The sequence below is a fragment of the Streptomyces sp. NPDC054796 genome, from assembly GCF_053611545.1.
The window spans coordinates 25887-41034 of sequence record NZ_JBSHAO010000064.1; the positions used below are offsets into that span (position 1 = coordinate 25887).

15 protein-coding genes and 1 tRNA gene are annotated in these 15148 nt (G+C 70.8%); 5 read left to right on the forward strand and 11 right to left on the reverse strand.

Annotated features, from left to right (window positions below; all coding sequences use genetic code 11):
- Positions 1 to 18: 18 nt before the first annotated feature.
- Entirely contained in the window at positions 19 to 1386 is a 1368-nt protein-coding gene (locus tag ACWGJ2_RS34550; RefSeq protein WP_453350291.1) for an NAD(P)/FAD-dependent oxidoreductase, read from the reverse strand.
- A gap of 331 nt (positions 1387 to 1717) precedes the next feature.
- Here ACWGJ2_RS34550 and ACWGJ2_RS34555 point away from each other — a divergent pair.
- Positions 1718 to 1794, forward strand: a tRNA-Pro gene (locus ACWGJ2_RS34555).
- Positions 1795 to 1951: 157 nt separating this feature from the next.
- Here the strand turns inward: ACWGJ2_RS34555 and ACWGJ2_RS34560 are convergent.
- Positions 1952 to 2794 (reverse strand): polysaccharide deacetylase family protein, encoded by an 843-nt coding sequence (locus tag ACWGJ2_RS34560; protein WP_453350292.1) that lies wholly within the window; start codon positions 2792 to 2794, stop codon positions 1952 to 1954.
- Between the two features lie 390 nt (positions 2795 to 3184).
- Between ACWGJ2_RS34560 and ACWGJ2_RS34565 the strand changes: the two genes are divergently transcribed.
- Positions 3185 to 3571 (forward strand): STAS domain-containing protein, encoded by a 387-nt coding sequence (locus tag ACWGJ2_RS34565; protein ID WP_453350293.1) that lies wholly within the window; start codon positions 3185 to 3187, stop codon positions 3569 to 3571.
- A gap of 63 nt (positions 3572 to 3634) precedes the next feature.
- On the opposite strand, the gene ACWGJ2_RS34570 is transcribed toward ACWGJ2_RS34565, so the two are convergent.
- The 9 genes from ACWGJ2_RS34570 to ACWGJ2_RS34610 form a co-directional block, all read right to left on the reverse strand.
- Positions 3635 to 4414: an enoyl-CoA hydratase/isomerase family protein gene (locus ACWGJ2_RS34570; RefSeq protein ID WP_453350294.1), complete on the reverse strand. Its 780-nt coding sequence runs from the start codon at positions 4412 to 4414 to the stop codon at positions 3635 to 3637.
- Positions 4415 to 4517: 103 nt separating this feature from the next.
- On the reverse strand, positions 4518 to 5651 hold the full coding sequence (locus ACWGJ2_RS34575; protein ID WP_453350295.1) for a cytochrome P450: 1134 nt from the start codon (positions 5649 to 5651) through the stop codon (positions 4518 to 4520).
- 204 nt (positions 5652 to 5855) lie between these two features.
- A complete protein-coding gene (locus ACWGJ2_RS34580) occupies positions 5856 to 7226 on the reverse strand; it encodes a cytochrome P450 (RefSeq protein WP_453350296.1) in 1371 nt (456 codons plus the stop codon).
- Between the two features lie 10 nt (positions 7227 to 7236).
- Positions 7237 to 7827, reverse strand: a complete 591-nt coding sequence (locus tag ACWGJ2_RS34585; protein WP_453350297.1) for a GTP-binding protein — start codon at positions 7825 to 7827, stop codon at positions 7237 to 7239.
- Entirely contained in the window at positions 7802 to 8176 is a 375-nt protein-coding gene (locus ACWGJ2_RS34590) for a DUF742 domain-containing protein (RefSeq protein ID WP_453350298.1), read from the reverse strand. Before ACWGJ2_RS34590 ends, ACWGJ2_RS34585 begins: the two co-directional genes overlap by 26 nt.
- On the reverse strand, positions 8173 to 8577 hold the full coding sequence (locus tag ACWGJ2_RS34595; RefSeq protein WP_453350299.1) for a roadblock/LC7 domain-containing protein: 405 nt from the start codon (positions 8575 to 8577) through the stop codon (positions 8173 to 8175). The genes ACWGJ2_RS34590 and ACWGJ2_RS34595 overlap by 4 nt, the downstream gene beginning before the upstream one ends.
- Entirely contained in the window at positions 8574 to 9707 is a 1134-nt protein-coding gene (locus ACWGJ2_RS34600; protein WP_453350300.1) for an ATP-binding protein, read from the reverse strand. The genes ACWGJ2_RS34595 and ACWGJ2_RS34600 overlap by 4 nt, the downstream gene beginning before the upstream one ends.
- 511 nt (positions 9708 to 10218) lie before the next feature.
- On the reverse strand, positions 10219 to 11382 hold the full coding sequence (locus ACWGJ2_RS34605) for a sensor histidine kinase (protein WP_453350301.1): 1164 nt from the start codon (positions 11380 to 11382) through the stop codon (positions 10219 to 10221).
- On the reverse strand, positions 11363 to 12016 hold the full coding sequence (locus ACWGJ2_RS34610; protein ID WP_453350302.1) for a response regulator transcription factor: 654 nt from the start codon (positions 12014 to 12016) through the stop codon (positions 11363 to 11365). The genes ACWGJ2_RS34605 and ACWGJ2_RS34610 overlap by 20 nt, the downstream gene beginning before the upstream one ends.
- Positions 12017 to 12308: 292 nt before the next feature.
- On the opposite strand from ACWGJ2_RS34610, the gene ACWGJ2_RS34615 reads away from it, so the two are divergent.
- The 3 genes from ACWGJ2_RS34615 to ACWGJ2_RS34625 are packed head-to-tail and all read left to right on the forward strand — an operon-like array spanning position 12309 to position 15003.
- Positions 12309 to 13571, forward strand: a complete 1263-nt coding sequence (locus ACWGJ2_RS34615) for a peptidoglycan-binding protein (RefSeq protein ID WP_453350303.1) — start codon at positions 12309 to 12311, stop codon at positions 13569 to 13571.
- The gene (locus ACWGJ2_RS34620; protein ID WP_453350304.1) at positions 13568 to 14359 is read left to right on the forward strand and encodes an ABC transporter ATP-binding protein; all 792 of its coding nucleotides are present in this window, start codon (positions 13568 to 13570) and stop codon (positions 14357 to 14359) included. The genes ACWGJ2_RS34615 and ACWGJ2_RS34620 overlap by 4 nt, the downstream gene beginning before the upstream one ends.
- Positions 14356 to 15003: a hypothetical protein gene (locus ACWGJ2_RS34625; RefSeq protein WP_453350305.1), complete on the forward strand. Its 648-nt coding sequence runs from the start codon at positions 14356 to 14358 to the stop codon at positions 15001 to 15003. Before ACWGJ2_RS34620 ends, ACWGJ2_RS34625 begins: the two co-directional genes overlap by 4 nt.
- Positions 15004 to 15148: the final 145 nt, after the last annotated feature.

Consider the following 15148-nt stretch of genomic DNA (forward strand, 5'->3'; position numbering starts at 1 on the left):
CCCGCCTCTAGGTCCCGGCTAGGTCCCGGCCCTGGATCCTCCCTGCTCGGCTCCCGCCCGTGCGGGTCCCCCCGGCACCCGTGCGACCTCGGGCGACGCCGTGTCCAGGGGCACGGACCAGGAGCGCACCAGCCCCAACTGCGCGGCCTGGCGCGGCAGCACCGCGTCGAGGAGCCAGTCGGCCGCCACCCTGACCCGGTTCCCCGGCATCGCCGCCAGGTGGTAACCGCGGGTGACCAAGCTCGCGAGGGGCCCCGAGAGGGGGACGTGGAGCGGGTTGGCCGCGGCCTGGATCCCGCCGAGGTCGACGGTGAAGCCGAGGTCGTGGTGCTTGTACGGGCGCCGCTTTCCGCGCCCGAGCGACGCCGCGACGTTGTCAGCGGCGACCTTGCCCTGACGGGAGGCGTGCTGTGCCGTCATCGGCGTGAACTCCCCCGGCCTGGTCAGGTCGGGTACCGCAGCCGCGTCCCCGCAGGCCAGGACCTCGGGGTGGCCCGGTACCTCCAGGTACTCGTCGACCAGGAGCCGTCCCCGCTCCGTCGCCAGCCCGAGTTGCTCCACGACCGGGTCGGGGCGCACGCCCACGCACCAGATCAGCGAGCGTGTCCGGATGAACTCGCCGTCGTCCAGGAGGACTCCCTCCTTCGTGGCCTCCTTGACGGACATCTCCGTGCGGACGTCCACGCCGCGGCGCCGCAGGACGCGGTGCGCGGTCTTCGAGAGCCTGCGGTCGAGTTCCGGGAGGACGCGGGGGGCGATGTCGAGCAGCATCCAGCGGGGGCGGGCGTCGTCGCGGAGGCTGTTTCCCGCGCGCCGGTGCTGCTTGGCGAGCGAGTCGGTGAACAGCTTGCCGTGCGCGGCGACCTCCGTACCGGTGTACCCGGCGCCGACGACGACGAAGGTGCAGCGGGCGTCGGCCTCGGCCGGGTCGGGCTCGTTGGCGGCGAGGGCGACCTGCCGGGTCACGTGGTCGCGGAGGTAGAGCGCCTCCGGCATGCCCCGGAAGCCGTGCGCGTGCTCGGCCACGCCGGGGATGGGCAGCAGCTTGTTCACGCTGCCGACGGTCAGCACGAGGCGGTCGTAGTCCAGCTCTCCGTCGCGTCCCTCGGGGTCGGTGTAGGTGATCTTCCTGCCGTCGAGGTCCACGCCGCTGACCTCGCCGAGCACCAGCCGGGTGTTGCGGAGCGTCCCGGCCAGCGATACGGACACCCGCCGGGGCTCCAGCACCCCGGCGGCCACTTCGGGCAGCAGGGGCAGGTAGAGGAAGTAGTCGTTGGGATTCACCAGCACGATCTCCGCCGCGCCACGGAACCGGCGCGACAGGGTGCGCGCCGCCTGGTACCCGGCGAATCCAGCTCCAACGATCACGATGCGGGACCGGCTCACGGTCGACTCCAGAACCTCGGAAAGCACGGTGGACAGGTCCCGCAGTTCCCTGCGCCCACCCGCACAAACCCGCCCCGGGCGGGTCCCGGGGACGGTTCCGGGAGCAGTCCCGCGCACGGTTCCGGCCCTGGACAGAGCCCCGGCCACGGACCGCGAGGGGGGGGCCGGATCGAGCCCGCGCGTGCCCCGCGCGTCGCCGTCCGCCCCGGTCCGCCCCCGTACGCCGCGGACCGGTGCGTTCCTGGTGGGAGGGGTGCGCGAGCACCACTCCGCGTCATGTATTGTTCTTTGTGCCCGAGCGGCCAGGGGAACACCCCGGCCGGACGGGCACCGGGACGTGGCGCAGTTTGGTAGCGCACTTGACTGGGGGTCAAGGGGTCGTGGGTTCAAATCCCGCCGTCCCGACCAGCGTTTTCGCAGGTCATGGGCCTTGTTCTCACTAAGGTGAGGCAAGGCCCTTTCTCATGTCCGGATCCGCTGTCCGCATACGGGTGCCGCGCGCTTCTCTCCGGCCGCCCGGCCCATGAAAGGCCGCGGAACAGGGCCGGGCGGCCGGAGAGAGCGTTCACGCCTCCGGGAAGCCGAAGGCGTAACCGTCCTGCTTCAGTTGAGGGATCAGGGTCGCCAGCGCGGCGTAGGTCTCGGAGCGGTCGCCGCCGCCGTCGTGCATGAGGATGATGCGGGCGCCGTCGGCGACCTGCTGCCGCACGGTGCCGACGATGGTCTCGGCGCCCGGCAGCCGCCAGTCGTCGGAGTCCGCTGTCCAGCCCAGCGGACGCATGCCGTTCTTGGCGGCGATCTTGCGGCTCTCAGGGGTGAACGCGCCGCCGGGCGCACGGTAGTAGCGCAGCGGTGCCCCGCCCGACGCCTTGTCGATCATGCGCTTGGCGTCGAGGATCTCCTTCGACTGGTAGGAGACCGGCTTCTGGTCCATGCCCGTGTCGTGGTGCATGGAGTGGTCGCACAGCCGGTGGCCCTCGGCGACGATCCGCTTGACGAGGTCGGGGTGGCGCTCCGCGTTGGGGCCGATGAGGCAGAACGTCGCCTTGACGCGCTCCTGCCGCAGCAGGTCCAGCACCTTCGGCGTCCACGTCGGGTCGGGCCCGTCGTCCAGGGTGAGCGCGAGGGGCGTACGGCTCTTCTCCGCGCCCTTCCCTTCACCCTTCCCTGCGCCCTTCCCTGCGCCCTCCCCCTCGCCCTTCTCCGCGCTCTCGCCCGCGTTCCCGGGCCCGGGCTTCTGCACGCCGTGCGAGATGGACGTCGCGACCGGCTTCCGCTTCTTCTTCGGCTCGGCGGGCGGGGCGGTGGCGGTGTCGCGCTGAGGGAGACCCGTGCTCGTCCCGGCGTACCCCGTGCCGTGCACGAGCAGCCCGAGCAGAAGTCCCAGCAGCGTGGTAGTCGTGCCCACTGTCACCGCTATGCCGCTGATACGCGGACTCCGGTTCTTGTCCACTGCCGTCCCCACCTGTCTGAATTACCGGACTTTCCATGTATTCAGAGAGGTCTGAGAGGAAAGCGGTTCTCCCACGGGAACGAGACGCTGGCCACACTCCCGGCTGTTGCGGTGGAAGGCAGTCCGGTTCTGGCCTGTCGGCGCCTCTACCGGGCGGTCTACGCTGGTCACAAGGCCCCGGTTGCGGCCGTCAGACGGTTTGTCGAGCCTGCCCGGAGGAGGCGCGTGGTGGACCTGAGCACCGGTGCACCTGCCGCACCCACCGACCCCCGCCCAGCCCCGCTCCCGTCCCGGCCCCCGCACCCAGGTCCAGGTCCGGTCCGGAGCGCGCTACGGCAGGAGCACGTGCCCGCACCCTCGCACGCCTCCCCGCCGCCACCGCCCCCGCCTCACCCCGCCGACGAGTGGTCCGTCGTCGCCGTCCACGGCAGCCCCGGGCTCAGCACCCTGCCGAAGCTGCGCCGGACGCTGCTGCCGCCCCTCGCCGACGGGGCCGCTGACCGGCTCGTCGTCGATCTGTCGGCCGTCGCCCACTGCGACGTACGGCTGCTGGCCCTGCTCGTGGCCACCGACCGCAGGGCCCGCTCCCGCGGGGGCGCGCTGCGTGTCGTCGCGACGGGCCCCGCCGTGCTCGGCGCACTGGACCGCAGCGGGCTGGCCAGGATCCTCGCGGTCCACCCCGACATCGGCTCCGCCACGGAGCACGCCCCCGCCCGCACCGCCCACGGATGACCCGGGGCCCCACCCCGCCCCGCCGCTCACCACCGCGCGCGACACATCACGTCACGTCACCGCTTACGCTCCGCCCCGCTCGACGGAACGCGCATAGTGCCCCGACGCGATCACCGACGCCATCAGCTCCGCGTCGAGCAGCGCGGGATCCGCGAGCCGGGTCCCCGCCGAGTACGAGTTGAGCAGCGCCTTGGTGACCCGCAGCGCGGTCGGTGACCGGCGCACGATCGGCTTGGACCAGTCCCGTACGGCATCGTCCAGTTGGCCGGCCGGGACGACGCGGTGCAGCACGGAGAGCCGCTCGGCCTCCTCCGCGCCGAACGCCCGCCCCGTCAGGATCAGTTCCCGTATCCGCGCGGCGCCCGCCTCGTGCAGGAGGCGCGGGAGTGCGCCGCCCCACGCCGTGGGCAGCCCCAGCGCCAGCTCGGGCAGCCGGAAGCGGGAGTCCTCTGAGCCGACTCTCAGGTCGCAGTGGAGCGCGAGGGCGACCCCCGCGCCGACCGCCTGGCCCTGCACCCGGGCGATGGTCACGGCGCGGGAGGCGGACAGTGCCTCGCAGACCCGGCGCGCCTTGTCGCCGGAGGCCCGTATCCCCTCCCCTGTCGCGTCCTCCTCGACCATCGCGGTGAACTCGCGGCGGTCCCCGCCCAGGCAGAAGTCTTTCCCCGTTCCCGAGAGCACGAGCACGCGCACGTCGGACAGGTCGGGCAGTGCCGTGAGCACCGTGAGCAGGTCGTCCAGCAGAGGCTCGGTGACGACGTTGCCGTTGTCCGGGTCGTCGAACGCGACGTGCAGCACCGGGCCTTCCCGCACGACGTCGAGGTTCTTCAGGTCCGCGAACATGGTCTCTCCCGGTGCTCTCTGTACATACTCTTCGCACTCCTCTTGCTCTTCGCGTTCCTGGCGCGCCCTGCGCTCCCCGCACGCCCCACGCGCCCCGTACCGCTCACGCCGTGACGACGTTCAGCTCGGCCATCCGCCGGAAGGCGACGCGCGGGAAGAAGGACGGCGGCGAGCTGACGCGGAGGGTGGGGAAGCGCCGCAGGAGTCCGCGCAGGAGCGTCGTCGCCTCCAGGCGGGCGAGCGCGGCGCCGAGGCAGTAGTGCGGGCCGCCGCCGAACGCGAGGTGCCCGGTTTTGCGGCGGACGTCGAAGGTCTCCGGGTCCCGATGTCTGCGCGGATCGTGATTGGCGGCCCCGATCATGACGTGGACCAGCGAGTCCTTGGGGATGCGGACCCCGCACAGTTCGGTGTCCTCCGGCGCCGTCCGAGAGCTGACGTGGATCGCCGGGTCGTAGCGCAGCACTTCCTCGACCGCGTCCCCCGCCTTCTCCGGGTGGGCGCGCAGCCACTCCCGCTGCTCGGGGTTGGCGTCCAGGAGCCACACCATGGCGGAGAGCAGCGTGGCCGCTGTCTCCAGGGCCGCGATGGTGACGAACATCGTCAGGCGCTGGAGCGCGTCGTCGGCCGCCTCCCGGTCGGGCTCCAGCTCGTCCCATGTCCGGATCCAGCCCGAGAGCGCGTCGTCGGAGAGGTTTCGGCGGCGGTCGCGTACGAAGGCCGTGAAGTAGTCGCGCAGACCGGCAGAGGCGGCTTCGGAGAGGGCCAGTTGACTCTTCGTGGGCAGCAGTTCCTGCGCGTAGACCTGGTCGTGGGTGAACTGCCGCACGAGCGCGTGGTCGGCCGGCGGGATGCCGAGCCAGTGGCCCACGGTGGCCACCGGCAGCTCCTCGCTGACGAGCGCCACGAAGTCCGCCTCGCCCTCGTGCAGCCGCTCGCCGAGCACGTCGAGCAGTTCCCCGACGGCCTGCTCGACGACGGGGCGCAGCGTGTCGATGACGCCCCGGTCGAAGACCCGGCCGAGGGAGCGCCGGTGCCGGGCGTGCTGCGGCCCGTTCAGGCCCGCCAGGGTCTTGCTCATCTCCATGGAGGCGGGCGTGTGCCAGCGGACCGACTCCTCCTGGCGGGCGCGCCAAGCGGCGTCCGGCACCGGCCATGACCTGTTGCGGAGAATCCGGCCGGACACATCGAAACCGGTCACCAGGAAGCCGTCCCAGGGGGCGGGGACGACATCCCCCATTGACCTGAGTTCCGCGTACAGGGGGTACGGCTCGGCTTGTCCCTTTGGTGTGCGCAGACGGTTCAACAGGGAAACCAGGTGACGGCGTTCGACGGAAATGTCGGCAGCGGCAGGCACCACGAACTCCTTAGCGGGGCACACAGGTTGACCCGCCCGATCTACCCCCTTAGTTGAACGTACATGCAATAAGCGATGCCGTAAGTGTCACACCTTCCACCAAGAGAGGAAGGAACTCCACCAGCTACCCTGGCGCCCGCGCGCGGTGGGCTGGGGCGGCGTCGGCTGAGGGACGGTTCCCTGCACGAACGGGGCAGGCTTGGGCTTTTCCGCTGCTACCGGCGTGAATTGGGCGGGAAGTTCGTTCAGTGCCCGGTGAAACGGCCCGGGGCGCCAGGTCAGGCTCTCGACGGGCACGGACATCTCGATATCGGGCAGCTGATTCAGCAGTTTCTCGACCGCCGCGACGCATATGAGCCGTGCCGGATCCTTGGCCGGGCAGGCGTGCGGTCCGGCGCCCCAGGCGAGGTGGGCCCGCTTGCTGAGCATCTGGCGGGAGTCCGAGAGCGAGGGGTCCGTGTTGGCGGCCGCGAAGCTGATCAGTACGGGGTCGCCTTCGCGCAGCGGTACGCCGTCCAGCTCGGTGTCGGTCACGGGGTAGTGCGCTGCGTAGTTGGCGAGCGGCGGGTTGTTCCACAGCACGTCGTCGATCGCGTCCTCGACGAGGAGGCCGCCGCCGAGCGCGGAGCCGCCCTCGTCGGTCAGCAGCAGGCGCAGCGCGTTGGCGATCACGTTCTGCACCGGCTCGGTGCCCGCGCCCATGAGGGTGACGAGCTGGTGGACCATCTCCTCGTCGTTCAGCCGCACCGGGTGCTCGATGAGCCAGGAGGTGACGTCCTCGGCGGGGTGCGCGCGCTTGTAGGTGACCAGCTCGATGAGGGCCTGGCTGAGCTCCGCGTTGGCCCGCTCGGCGTCCACACCGTCGAAGATGCCGGACATCCCGCGGACGAGCCGGTCGCCGATCTCGCTGGGGCAGCCGAACAGTTCGTTGAAGACGAGCAGCGGCAGCACCTTGGCGTATTCGTTGAGCAGGTCCACGCTGCCCTGCGCGCTGAACTGGCCGATGAGGTAGTCGGCGACGCGCTCGACGTGCCGGCTCAGGCGGTGCGGGTCGAGCTTGGCGAGGCTGTCGGTGACGGCCTGGCGCAGCCGCGCGTGATCGGCGCCGTCGGAGAAGAGGCAGTTCGGCCGGTAGGCGAGCATGGGCAGCGCGGGGCTGTCCTCCGGCACCCGGCCCTCGTTGAGGGCGCGCCAGCGGCGCGAGTCCTTCGCGAAGAGGTCCGGGTTCTGGAGCACCTGGAGCGCTGCCGAGTACCGGGTGACGAGGCTGGCCTGGACACCCGGTGCCAGCTCGACGGGCCCCGCGGCACCGTACTGGCGCAGGAAGGCGTAGAACGCGTCGGGCGCGGCTGCGAATTCCGGCCCGTAAAGCGGAACTGCGCCTCCGCCCTGCTGGCCGCCGCCCTGGTGTGCGGGGCAGCCGGGCGGCGGGGCCTGGAGATCTGGCTGGGTTTCCATTCGGGGGCTCCTAGGGGACACGGTTCATCAGATATTGGACCAGGGTGATCAGAGCACCTGCGGACGACTTCTGGTCGCGCGCGTCGCAGGTGATGACGGGCGTTTCGGGAAACAGGTCGAGTGCTTCCCTCAGCTCTTCCTTGGTCCGGCTCTGAGTACCGTCGAAATGGTTGACGGCAATGGCGTATGCCAGGCCGTACTGTTCGATCAGGTCTATAACGGGAAAGGATTCTTCGAGGCGCTCGGGGTCCACGAGCACCAATGCCCCGAGCGCACCCCGGGTCATGTCTTCCCACACCTGGATGAAGCGCTGCTGACCCGGCGTCCCGAACAGATAGAGAACGAGTTTCTCGCTCAGTGTGAGACGGCCGAAGTCCATGGCCACGGTGGTCGTGGTCTTCCCCCGGACACCTTTCAGGTCATCGATTCCGGAACCTGCCTGCGTCATGGTTTCCTCCGTGCGTAGCGGGGGAATCTCAGACAGGGTTCCGATGAGCGTGGTCTTGCCCACGGCGAAGTGGCCGACGACGAGGATCTTCGCCGCCGTCTGCACTTCGTCACGTACGTACACGTCTTTATCCAAAGCGAGCCTGGAGCCCATACAGCACCTCCTGGAGGATCTGCCTGTCGACGAACTGAGCGGGAGGCGGCGCGGCCCGGGTCAGGAGGTGACCCTGTTCCGCCAAGTCCGACAGGAGGAGCCTGACGATGCCGATGGGCAGTTCCATGTGCCCCGCGATCTCCGCAACCGACAGGAAACCTCCGGCACAGAGGTCCCACAGCTTGCGTTTCTCCGGGGAGAGGACCTTCGGTGGCTCCTGGTCGCCGGAGATCGTGACCAAGGTGATCAGGGAGAACTGATCGCTCTCGGGGAGTCCGCGCCCGTTGGTGATGACATACGGGCGTACTAATCCGTCGTCGGTCGGTCCGAGCTCGTCGGGGCTGCTCATACCCGGCTGTCGGCGTTCTCGCGCGGTGGCGTCGTGAGCACCTTGCCGAGCTGGCCGACGAGCTGCTGCATACGGAAGGTGATGTCGGCCATGTCGACGTCGGCGGAGGCCGAGAGCGCGAGGTAGGCGCCCTCACCGGCGGAGATCAGGAAGACCCAGCCGCCGTTGAACTCGACCAGCGTCTGGCGCCATTCGAGGCCGGGCCGCGGGTCGCAGAAGCCCGCCACCGTGCGGCTGAGGGACTGCATCCCGCTCATGGCGGCGGCGACCGTGTCCGCCTGGTCCCGCTCGACGTCGTTCGACCGCGCCATGAGCAGGCCGTCGGCCGAGACCAGGATCGCGTGCCGCGCGCCGGGTACTTCCAGCGCGCTGTCGAGCATCCACGACAGATCGTTGTTCACTGAAACTCCTGCCCTTCCCTGTTCGTGTGTGCCGCGCGGCCCGACTGCGTGCCCCGCTGGAACGCGCCCATGATCGACGCGGTTTCCTCGCTGGACCGGGCGGGGGAACCCGGAGCGTCGGACGGCGGCACGATGGCCATGGCGCCCTTGCGTCGGCGCTTCGGCAGACCGCCCGACGTGGTCGCGGTCACCTCGGGGGTTTGCGCTGCCTGCGGCGGTGTCTGCGGAGTTTCCATGCTGGCTGCTGGCGTCTTCTCCGGCTCGGGGATGCTGGTCGTCAGAAGCTCTTCGGGCAGGAGGAGCACCGCGCGCACGCCGCCGTAGGGGGACTCCGTGTCCACGGAGACGCTGAATCCGTACCGCGCCGCGAGCACGCCGATGACCGCGAAGCCGAACTGCGGCGGGTTGCCGAGGCCGGTCACGCCCGTGGCCCGCTGCGGGGAGAGGAGCCGGGCAGCCCGGGTCTTCTCCTCCTCGTTCATGCCGACACCCGCGTCGTCGACGATGATGCAGACGCCCTTGGGGACCGAGCGGATGTTGATCTCGATCTGCGTCTCGGGCGCCGAGTAACTGGTGGCGTTGTCCAGCAGCTCGGCGAGCGCCAGCGCCACGGGTTCCACGGCGCGGCTGACCACCGCGAAGTTGCTCTGGGAGCGGATCTCGACGCGGGTGTAGTGCTTGATGCGGCCCTTCGCGCTGCGGGCCACGTCGTAGACGGAGGCCACGGCGCGCTGGCGGCCCAGCCACCCGTCGCAGAGCACGGCGATGGACTGGGCCCGTCGTCCGAACTGCGTGTTGGTGTGGTCGATCTCCAGCAGATCCTGGAGTATCTGGGAGTCGCCGTACTTCTTCTGGAGCCGCGAGATGACCAGCTGCTGCTCGTTCGCCAGACCCTGAAGGGTCCGCATCGCCGTCTTCAGCGCAGTCTTGGTGGCTTCCTCCGCGTTGCTCTGCGCTTCGGCGACGGCTGCGGAGTGGCCGCTCTCCAGAGCTGCGTAGTAGTCCCGGAGCCCCGAGTTCTCCTCGCGCAGTCGCGTGTTCAGTTTTCGCCCGCGATAGATCGCGGCAGCGGCAAGAGGAGTTCCAGCGATCAGAGCCCAGAGCGCTGGATCCTGCATGTATTGGGTCATAACACTCTCTTCAAGCGACTGGCCGGGGCGCGGGCGCCTCCTCGGCTGGCCAAGGAGGCGTCTTCCGCATCCCGGGTGCCGGTCCTGTGCCCCACTGCTGGCTTGATGCTCCTCGGAGGTGATGGCTCGCAGGGCTGATCCACATGGCTTCATCGCGCCTCACGCGCCGTCAGCCCGCCTGACAAGTTTCATGATCGTACCATCGTGGCGGAAGGCCAACGTCCCCTTTATACAAGGCACTTATGAGCTTCCGTCGAACCCGACCGCGATCGGGCAGGCGTGTCCAGATGACGGGCACTCCGGCGCACGGGACGGGCACAGGCGGGCACATCCGGGCATGCGCGCCGGGCCCCGGGCGGCCGGAAACGGCCCCTGGAACACGGGAAAACGGCCGTCCGGCACGGGCTTTTCGGACAGGGCTCTCCGGACAGCGGTGACGGGCACACCGGCGGCGGCCGACCACGAACCGGCACCGGCCACGGCACCAGCACCAGCACCAGCGCTTCGCCGTCTACGCGGGGAAGACGACGGTGATGGAGAGCCCGCCCTCGGGCCCGGACACCGCGCTGGTCTCGGCGCCGTGCGCGGTGGCGACGGCGGCGACGATGGACAGGCCGAGCCCGTGCCCGTCCGAGGAACCGGAACGCGACTCCAGGCGCTGGAACGGCTGGAACAGCACGGGGATCTTCTCGTGCGGGATCTTCGGGCCGCTGTTGGAGACCCGCAGCACGGGCCAGTCCGCCTCCAGCCCGGTGGAGACCCGTATCCAGCCGCCCTCGGGGGTGTAACGCAGGGCGTTCTCGACGAGGTTGGTGGCCAGCCGCTCGACGAGCCGGGAGTCCCCCATCGTGTAAGCGGGCGAGAGCGAGGAGTCGAGTTTCAGCCGCGCCTCGCGCTCCGGCTGCCAGCGGTCCAGCAGTACGTCGCCGACGACCTCGGCCAGATCGAACGCCTCGCGGCGGTCCAGGCCGCGCTGGCTGCTGGCCAGTGTCAGCAGCGCCTCGATCAGGCGCTCCTGGCTCTCCCCGGCCGCCAGCACCCGTTCGCACACCGCGCGCAGCGACTCCGCGTCGGCGTCCGGAGCCGACAGTTCGACCTCGATCATGGCCCGTTGGAGCGTGAGGGGCGTGCGTAACTCGTGCGAGGCGTTCGCGACGAACCGCTTCTGGGCCTCGAACGCCGTGTCCAGCCTGGCCAGCAGGCCGTCGAAGGTGTCGCCCAGGTCCTTGAGCTCGTCCGCGGGGCCCGTGACGGCCAGCCGCTCGTGGAGGTTCTGCTCCGATATCCGGCGGGCCTTGTCCGCCATGAGGCTCACCGGACGCAGCACGCGTCCCGCGACCAGCCAGCCGAGCCCGACCGAGACGGCGGTCATGACGGCGAGCGCGATGCCGGACTCCGTCAGCAGGGCCCGGAGTTCGGCCTCGTGCTGCTCGGAGACCACGCGACTGAGGTGCGTCTTGAGGTCGGGCTGCACATCCGAGAGGCCGCTCTGCTTCCCGTACGTCTTGATCTTCGTCCCCTTGGAAGCGGGACTGCGGGCCACCAAGAAGTAGGTGACCGCCAGCAGCGCCGCCCCTGAGAGCACGAAGAGGGTCCCGTAGAGCAGCGTGAGCCGCAGCCGGGCCGACCAGCGGATGAGGCGCGGGCGTGGGCGGTCAGATGCGGTAGCCGGCATGGGGAACCGTCTCGATCACGGGTGGATCGCCCAGCTTGCGGCGCAGGCGGCTGACGGTGACCTTGACGGTGTTGGTGAACGGGTCGGCCGCCTGGTCCCAGGCCCGTTCCAGCAGCTCTTCGGCGGAGACCACCGAGCCCTGCGCCGCGAGCAGCAGCTCCAGGACGGCCATTTCCTTGGGCGAGAGATCCAGCCTGCGCCCGCCGCGCCGTGCGACGCGCTGGGCCGGGATCAGGGAGATGTCCCCGTGGGTGAGCACGGGGGGAACGGCGGGCTGCGAGCGTCTGCCGAGCGCCCGTACCCGCGCGATCAGTTCGGCGAAGGCGAAGGGCTTGGGCAGATAGTCGTCGGCCCCGAGCCCGAGCCCGTCGACCCGGTCCTCGATGGTGGAGGCCGCCGTCAGCATCAGCACCCGGGAACGGCCGCCCTGCCGCGCCAGGGTCCGGCACACCTCGTCCCCGTGCATACGAGGGAGGTCGCGGTCGAGGACGATCACGTCATAGTCGTGAACGGTGGCCGCTTCCAGGGCCTCCTCGCCGTCGAATGCGAGGTCGACGGCCATGCCGTCGCGCCGTAACCCGGTGGCCACGGTCTCGGCCAGTTCTCTGTGGTCCTCGACAATCAGCACGCGCATGGGGTCACTCTGCCCGAGGCGGGATAACAGCGAAGATACAGCGGCCGTTCCCGCCGTGTAACCACCGACCGCATAGAACTCTCTCCATGTTCACCTCGCACTGGCGCAGACTCACGGGAACACTCGCCTCGGCACCCCCCGCCGGAACGGATTCGGGGATACCGCTTCCGAGCCGGTCCGGCCCGTGCCTGCGCCCCGCCACCGTTCCGGAATTCTTTGGTCCGCAAAAAGGGAACGACGGAGTCCGAACGCACGTCGCTTCTGGATTCGGCATGACCAAGGACGGTGGACGGTGAACGTACAGGAACAGACAGGAAATCACCCCGACGCGTCCGAGAATCCACGGCTGAGAGACGAGAATTTACCGCCCGCCGACGAGGACGGGGAAGTACGGGCGCCCGTCGACAGACGCAAGCCCCGCGGCAAGCGCGGCCCGCTGGTCCTGATCGCCGCGATCACCGCGGTGGCGGCGGCCGGAACGGCCGCCACCGGTGCCTTCAGCGACGACGCGGACCCGGCGAGCACGGCCACGGCCAAGAACGCCACGACGACCACGCCCGTGGAACGGACCACGCTCACCGGCACCGAGACCGTCGACGGAAGCCTCGGTTTCGGTGAGGCGGAGAAGGTACGGGACGCGAGCGGCGGGGGCAGCGGGAGCAGCGGGAGCAAGAGCGCCGGAAGCGGAGCCGGAGTCATCACCTGGCTGCCCGACGACGGCGACGTGCTGGAGCGCGGCGACACCGTCTACAGCGTGGACGAGAAGGAGACCCCGCTGCTGTACGGCTCCACCCCGCTGTACCGCGAGCTGACGGTGGGCTCCGAAGGCAACGACGTGGAGATGCTGGAGCGCAACCTCGACGCCCTCGGCTACTCCGGGATCACGGTGGACGAGGAGTTCACCTCCGGCACCGCCGCGGCCGTCCAGGAGTGGCAGGGGGACCTGAACCGCTCCGCCACCGGCGTCGTCGCCTCCGGCGAGGCGGTCGTCGCGAGCGGCTCCCGGCGCGTGACGGAGGTGACGGCGTCCACTGGCGGCGCGGGCGGCGAGGAACTGCTCACCTGGTCGGGCACCGAACGCGTCGTCTCCGTGGACCTCGACACCCAGTACGAGGACCTCGTCGAGAACGGCACGCGCGCCCAGATCGAACTGCCCGACGGAAAGAGGGTGGACGCCGAGGTCACCGACGTCGGCACCCCGACCTCCCCCGGCTCCCAGGGCTCCGGGGAGAGCAGCGGAGGCGGCGAGAGCGACGAGGGGAACGACGAGGCCACGCTGCCCGTCGAGCTGAAGATCGAGGACCAGAAGAAACTGGGGCGCTACCAGGCGGCCGGCGTCGACGTCATCCTCCAGGCCGAGGCCAAGAAGGACGTCCTCGCGGTGCCCGTCAACGCCCTGCTGGCCGAGTCGGGCGGCGGCTACTCCGTCGAGACGGAGAAAGCCGACGGTACGTCGAAGTACCTGCCCGTCAAGCTCGGCATGTTCGCGAACGGAAAGGTCGAGGTGTCCGGAAAGGGCATCAAAGAGGGACTGGAAGTGGTGGTTCCCGAATGATCCCGCCCATTGCCGAACTCACAAGGACCTCCCAGCAGTACGGGGATGTCACCGCACTCAGCACGGCCGACCTGGTCGTCCGGCGCGGCGAACTGCTCGCCGTCGTCGGGCCCGAGGGGTCGGGCAAGTCCACTCTCCTTCACACCATGGGCGCCCTGTGCCGCCCGTCGGCGGGCAGGGTCCGCGTCGACGGTCGCGAGGTGGCCCGGCTGAGCGACCGCGAACTGCTGGCGCTGCGCGCCGAGACGGTCGGCTTCGTCTCCCAGCGGGACCGCCTCCCCTCCGGCGTCGCGGCGCTGGACACCGTCGCGGACGGGCTGCTCTTCGGCGGCGGGTCCCGCGACGAGCGGCGGCAGCTCGCGGAGCTGACGCTGCGCGGGGCCGGCCTCGGCCACCGGCTGCTCCACCAGCCGCACCAGCTCTCCGCCGGTGAGCGGCGGCGGGTGTCCCTGGCCCGCGCCATGGCCGGCGGTCCGGTGCTGCTGCTCGCCGACGAGCCCACCGGCGGGCTCGAAGCGGATGAGGCCGAGACGGTCGTCGGCCTGCTGCACACGTGGCACAGGGCAGGGACGACGGTCGTCGTCGCCACCCGTGACCACGCCCTCGCCTCGTCCCTGCCGCGCGAGGTCAGGCTGCGCGACGGACACATCGCGCACGACTCCGCCGCGGTGCCGGTCCCGGCGCCGGCGCAGAGGGCGCCCGTGGGCACGCGGGCGCTCACCTCCCGGGCCGTCCATGTGCAGACCGCGCGGTCCGGCGGGCGGCGGGCGCGGAAGGCCATGAGATGAGCCGGCTCCCACGGCGCGGTGCCGCGGGCGCGCTGGACGCGCCGGGCTGCTTGGACGCGCCGGACGGGCTGGACGCGCCGGGTGCCATGGACGCGCCGGACGGGCTGGACGCCTCACGCGCCTCGGCCACACCACGGGTCCCGGACACTCCCTGCGCCCTGGCCCCGGCGGAGGCGCGGGCCCCCTTGGGCACGCCGAGCCCTGCCCGCCTCGCGGGGCCCGTGAGCGACGGGCTCGTGGGCGACGGACCCGTGAGCGAGGGGCGTCCCCTCTACAGATCCGGGCCAACCATCGCGGGCCCCGCCGACGTACAGTGGGCGAACGGTTCGGGAACGCGCTCACGCCCCGCGCCCGTGTTCTTTCCCGCGCTCGCCATCGCCGTCGCCATAGCCGTTGGCATCGCCATAGGCATCGGCATCGCCGCGATGATCGGCGTGGTCAGCATCTCCACATCCGGCGCACAGGCACCCGTCCAGAAGCTCGGCACTCCGGACACGGGCCTGTTCACCGTCGTACCCGGCCACACCGTCGGCGGGGTACGCGCACCTGTCCCGAACGAGACCGTGACGACGGTCGGCACCGCATTGGGCGTCGCCGACTCCGTCACCACCGCGGGCGGGACCGATCACCGGGTGACCCCATGAGGCCACGGTGGCCCTGCCGTCACCCCGAGCGGCGGGACACCCTTCCCCGCGCCGCGCCGGTCCCCCCCCGCCGGAGCGGCGCCGCCCCCGCCCCCCCGCGCACGCGGGGGGCCCCGCCACAGCCGCGGCCAGAGACACCGAACAA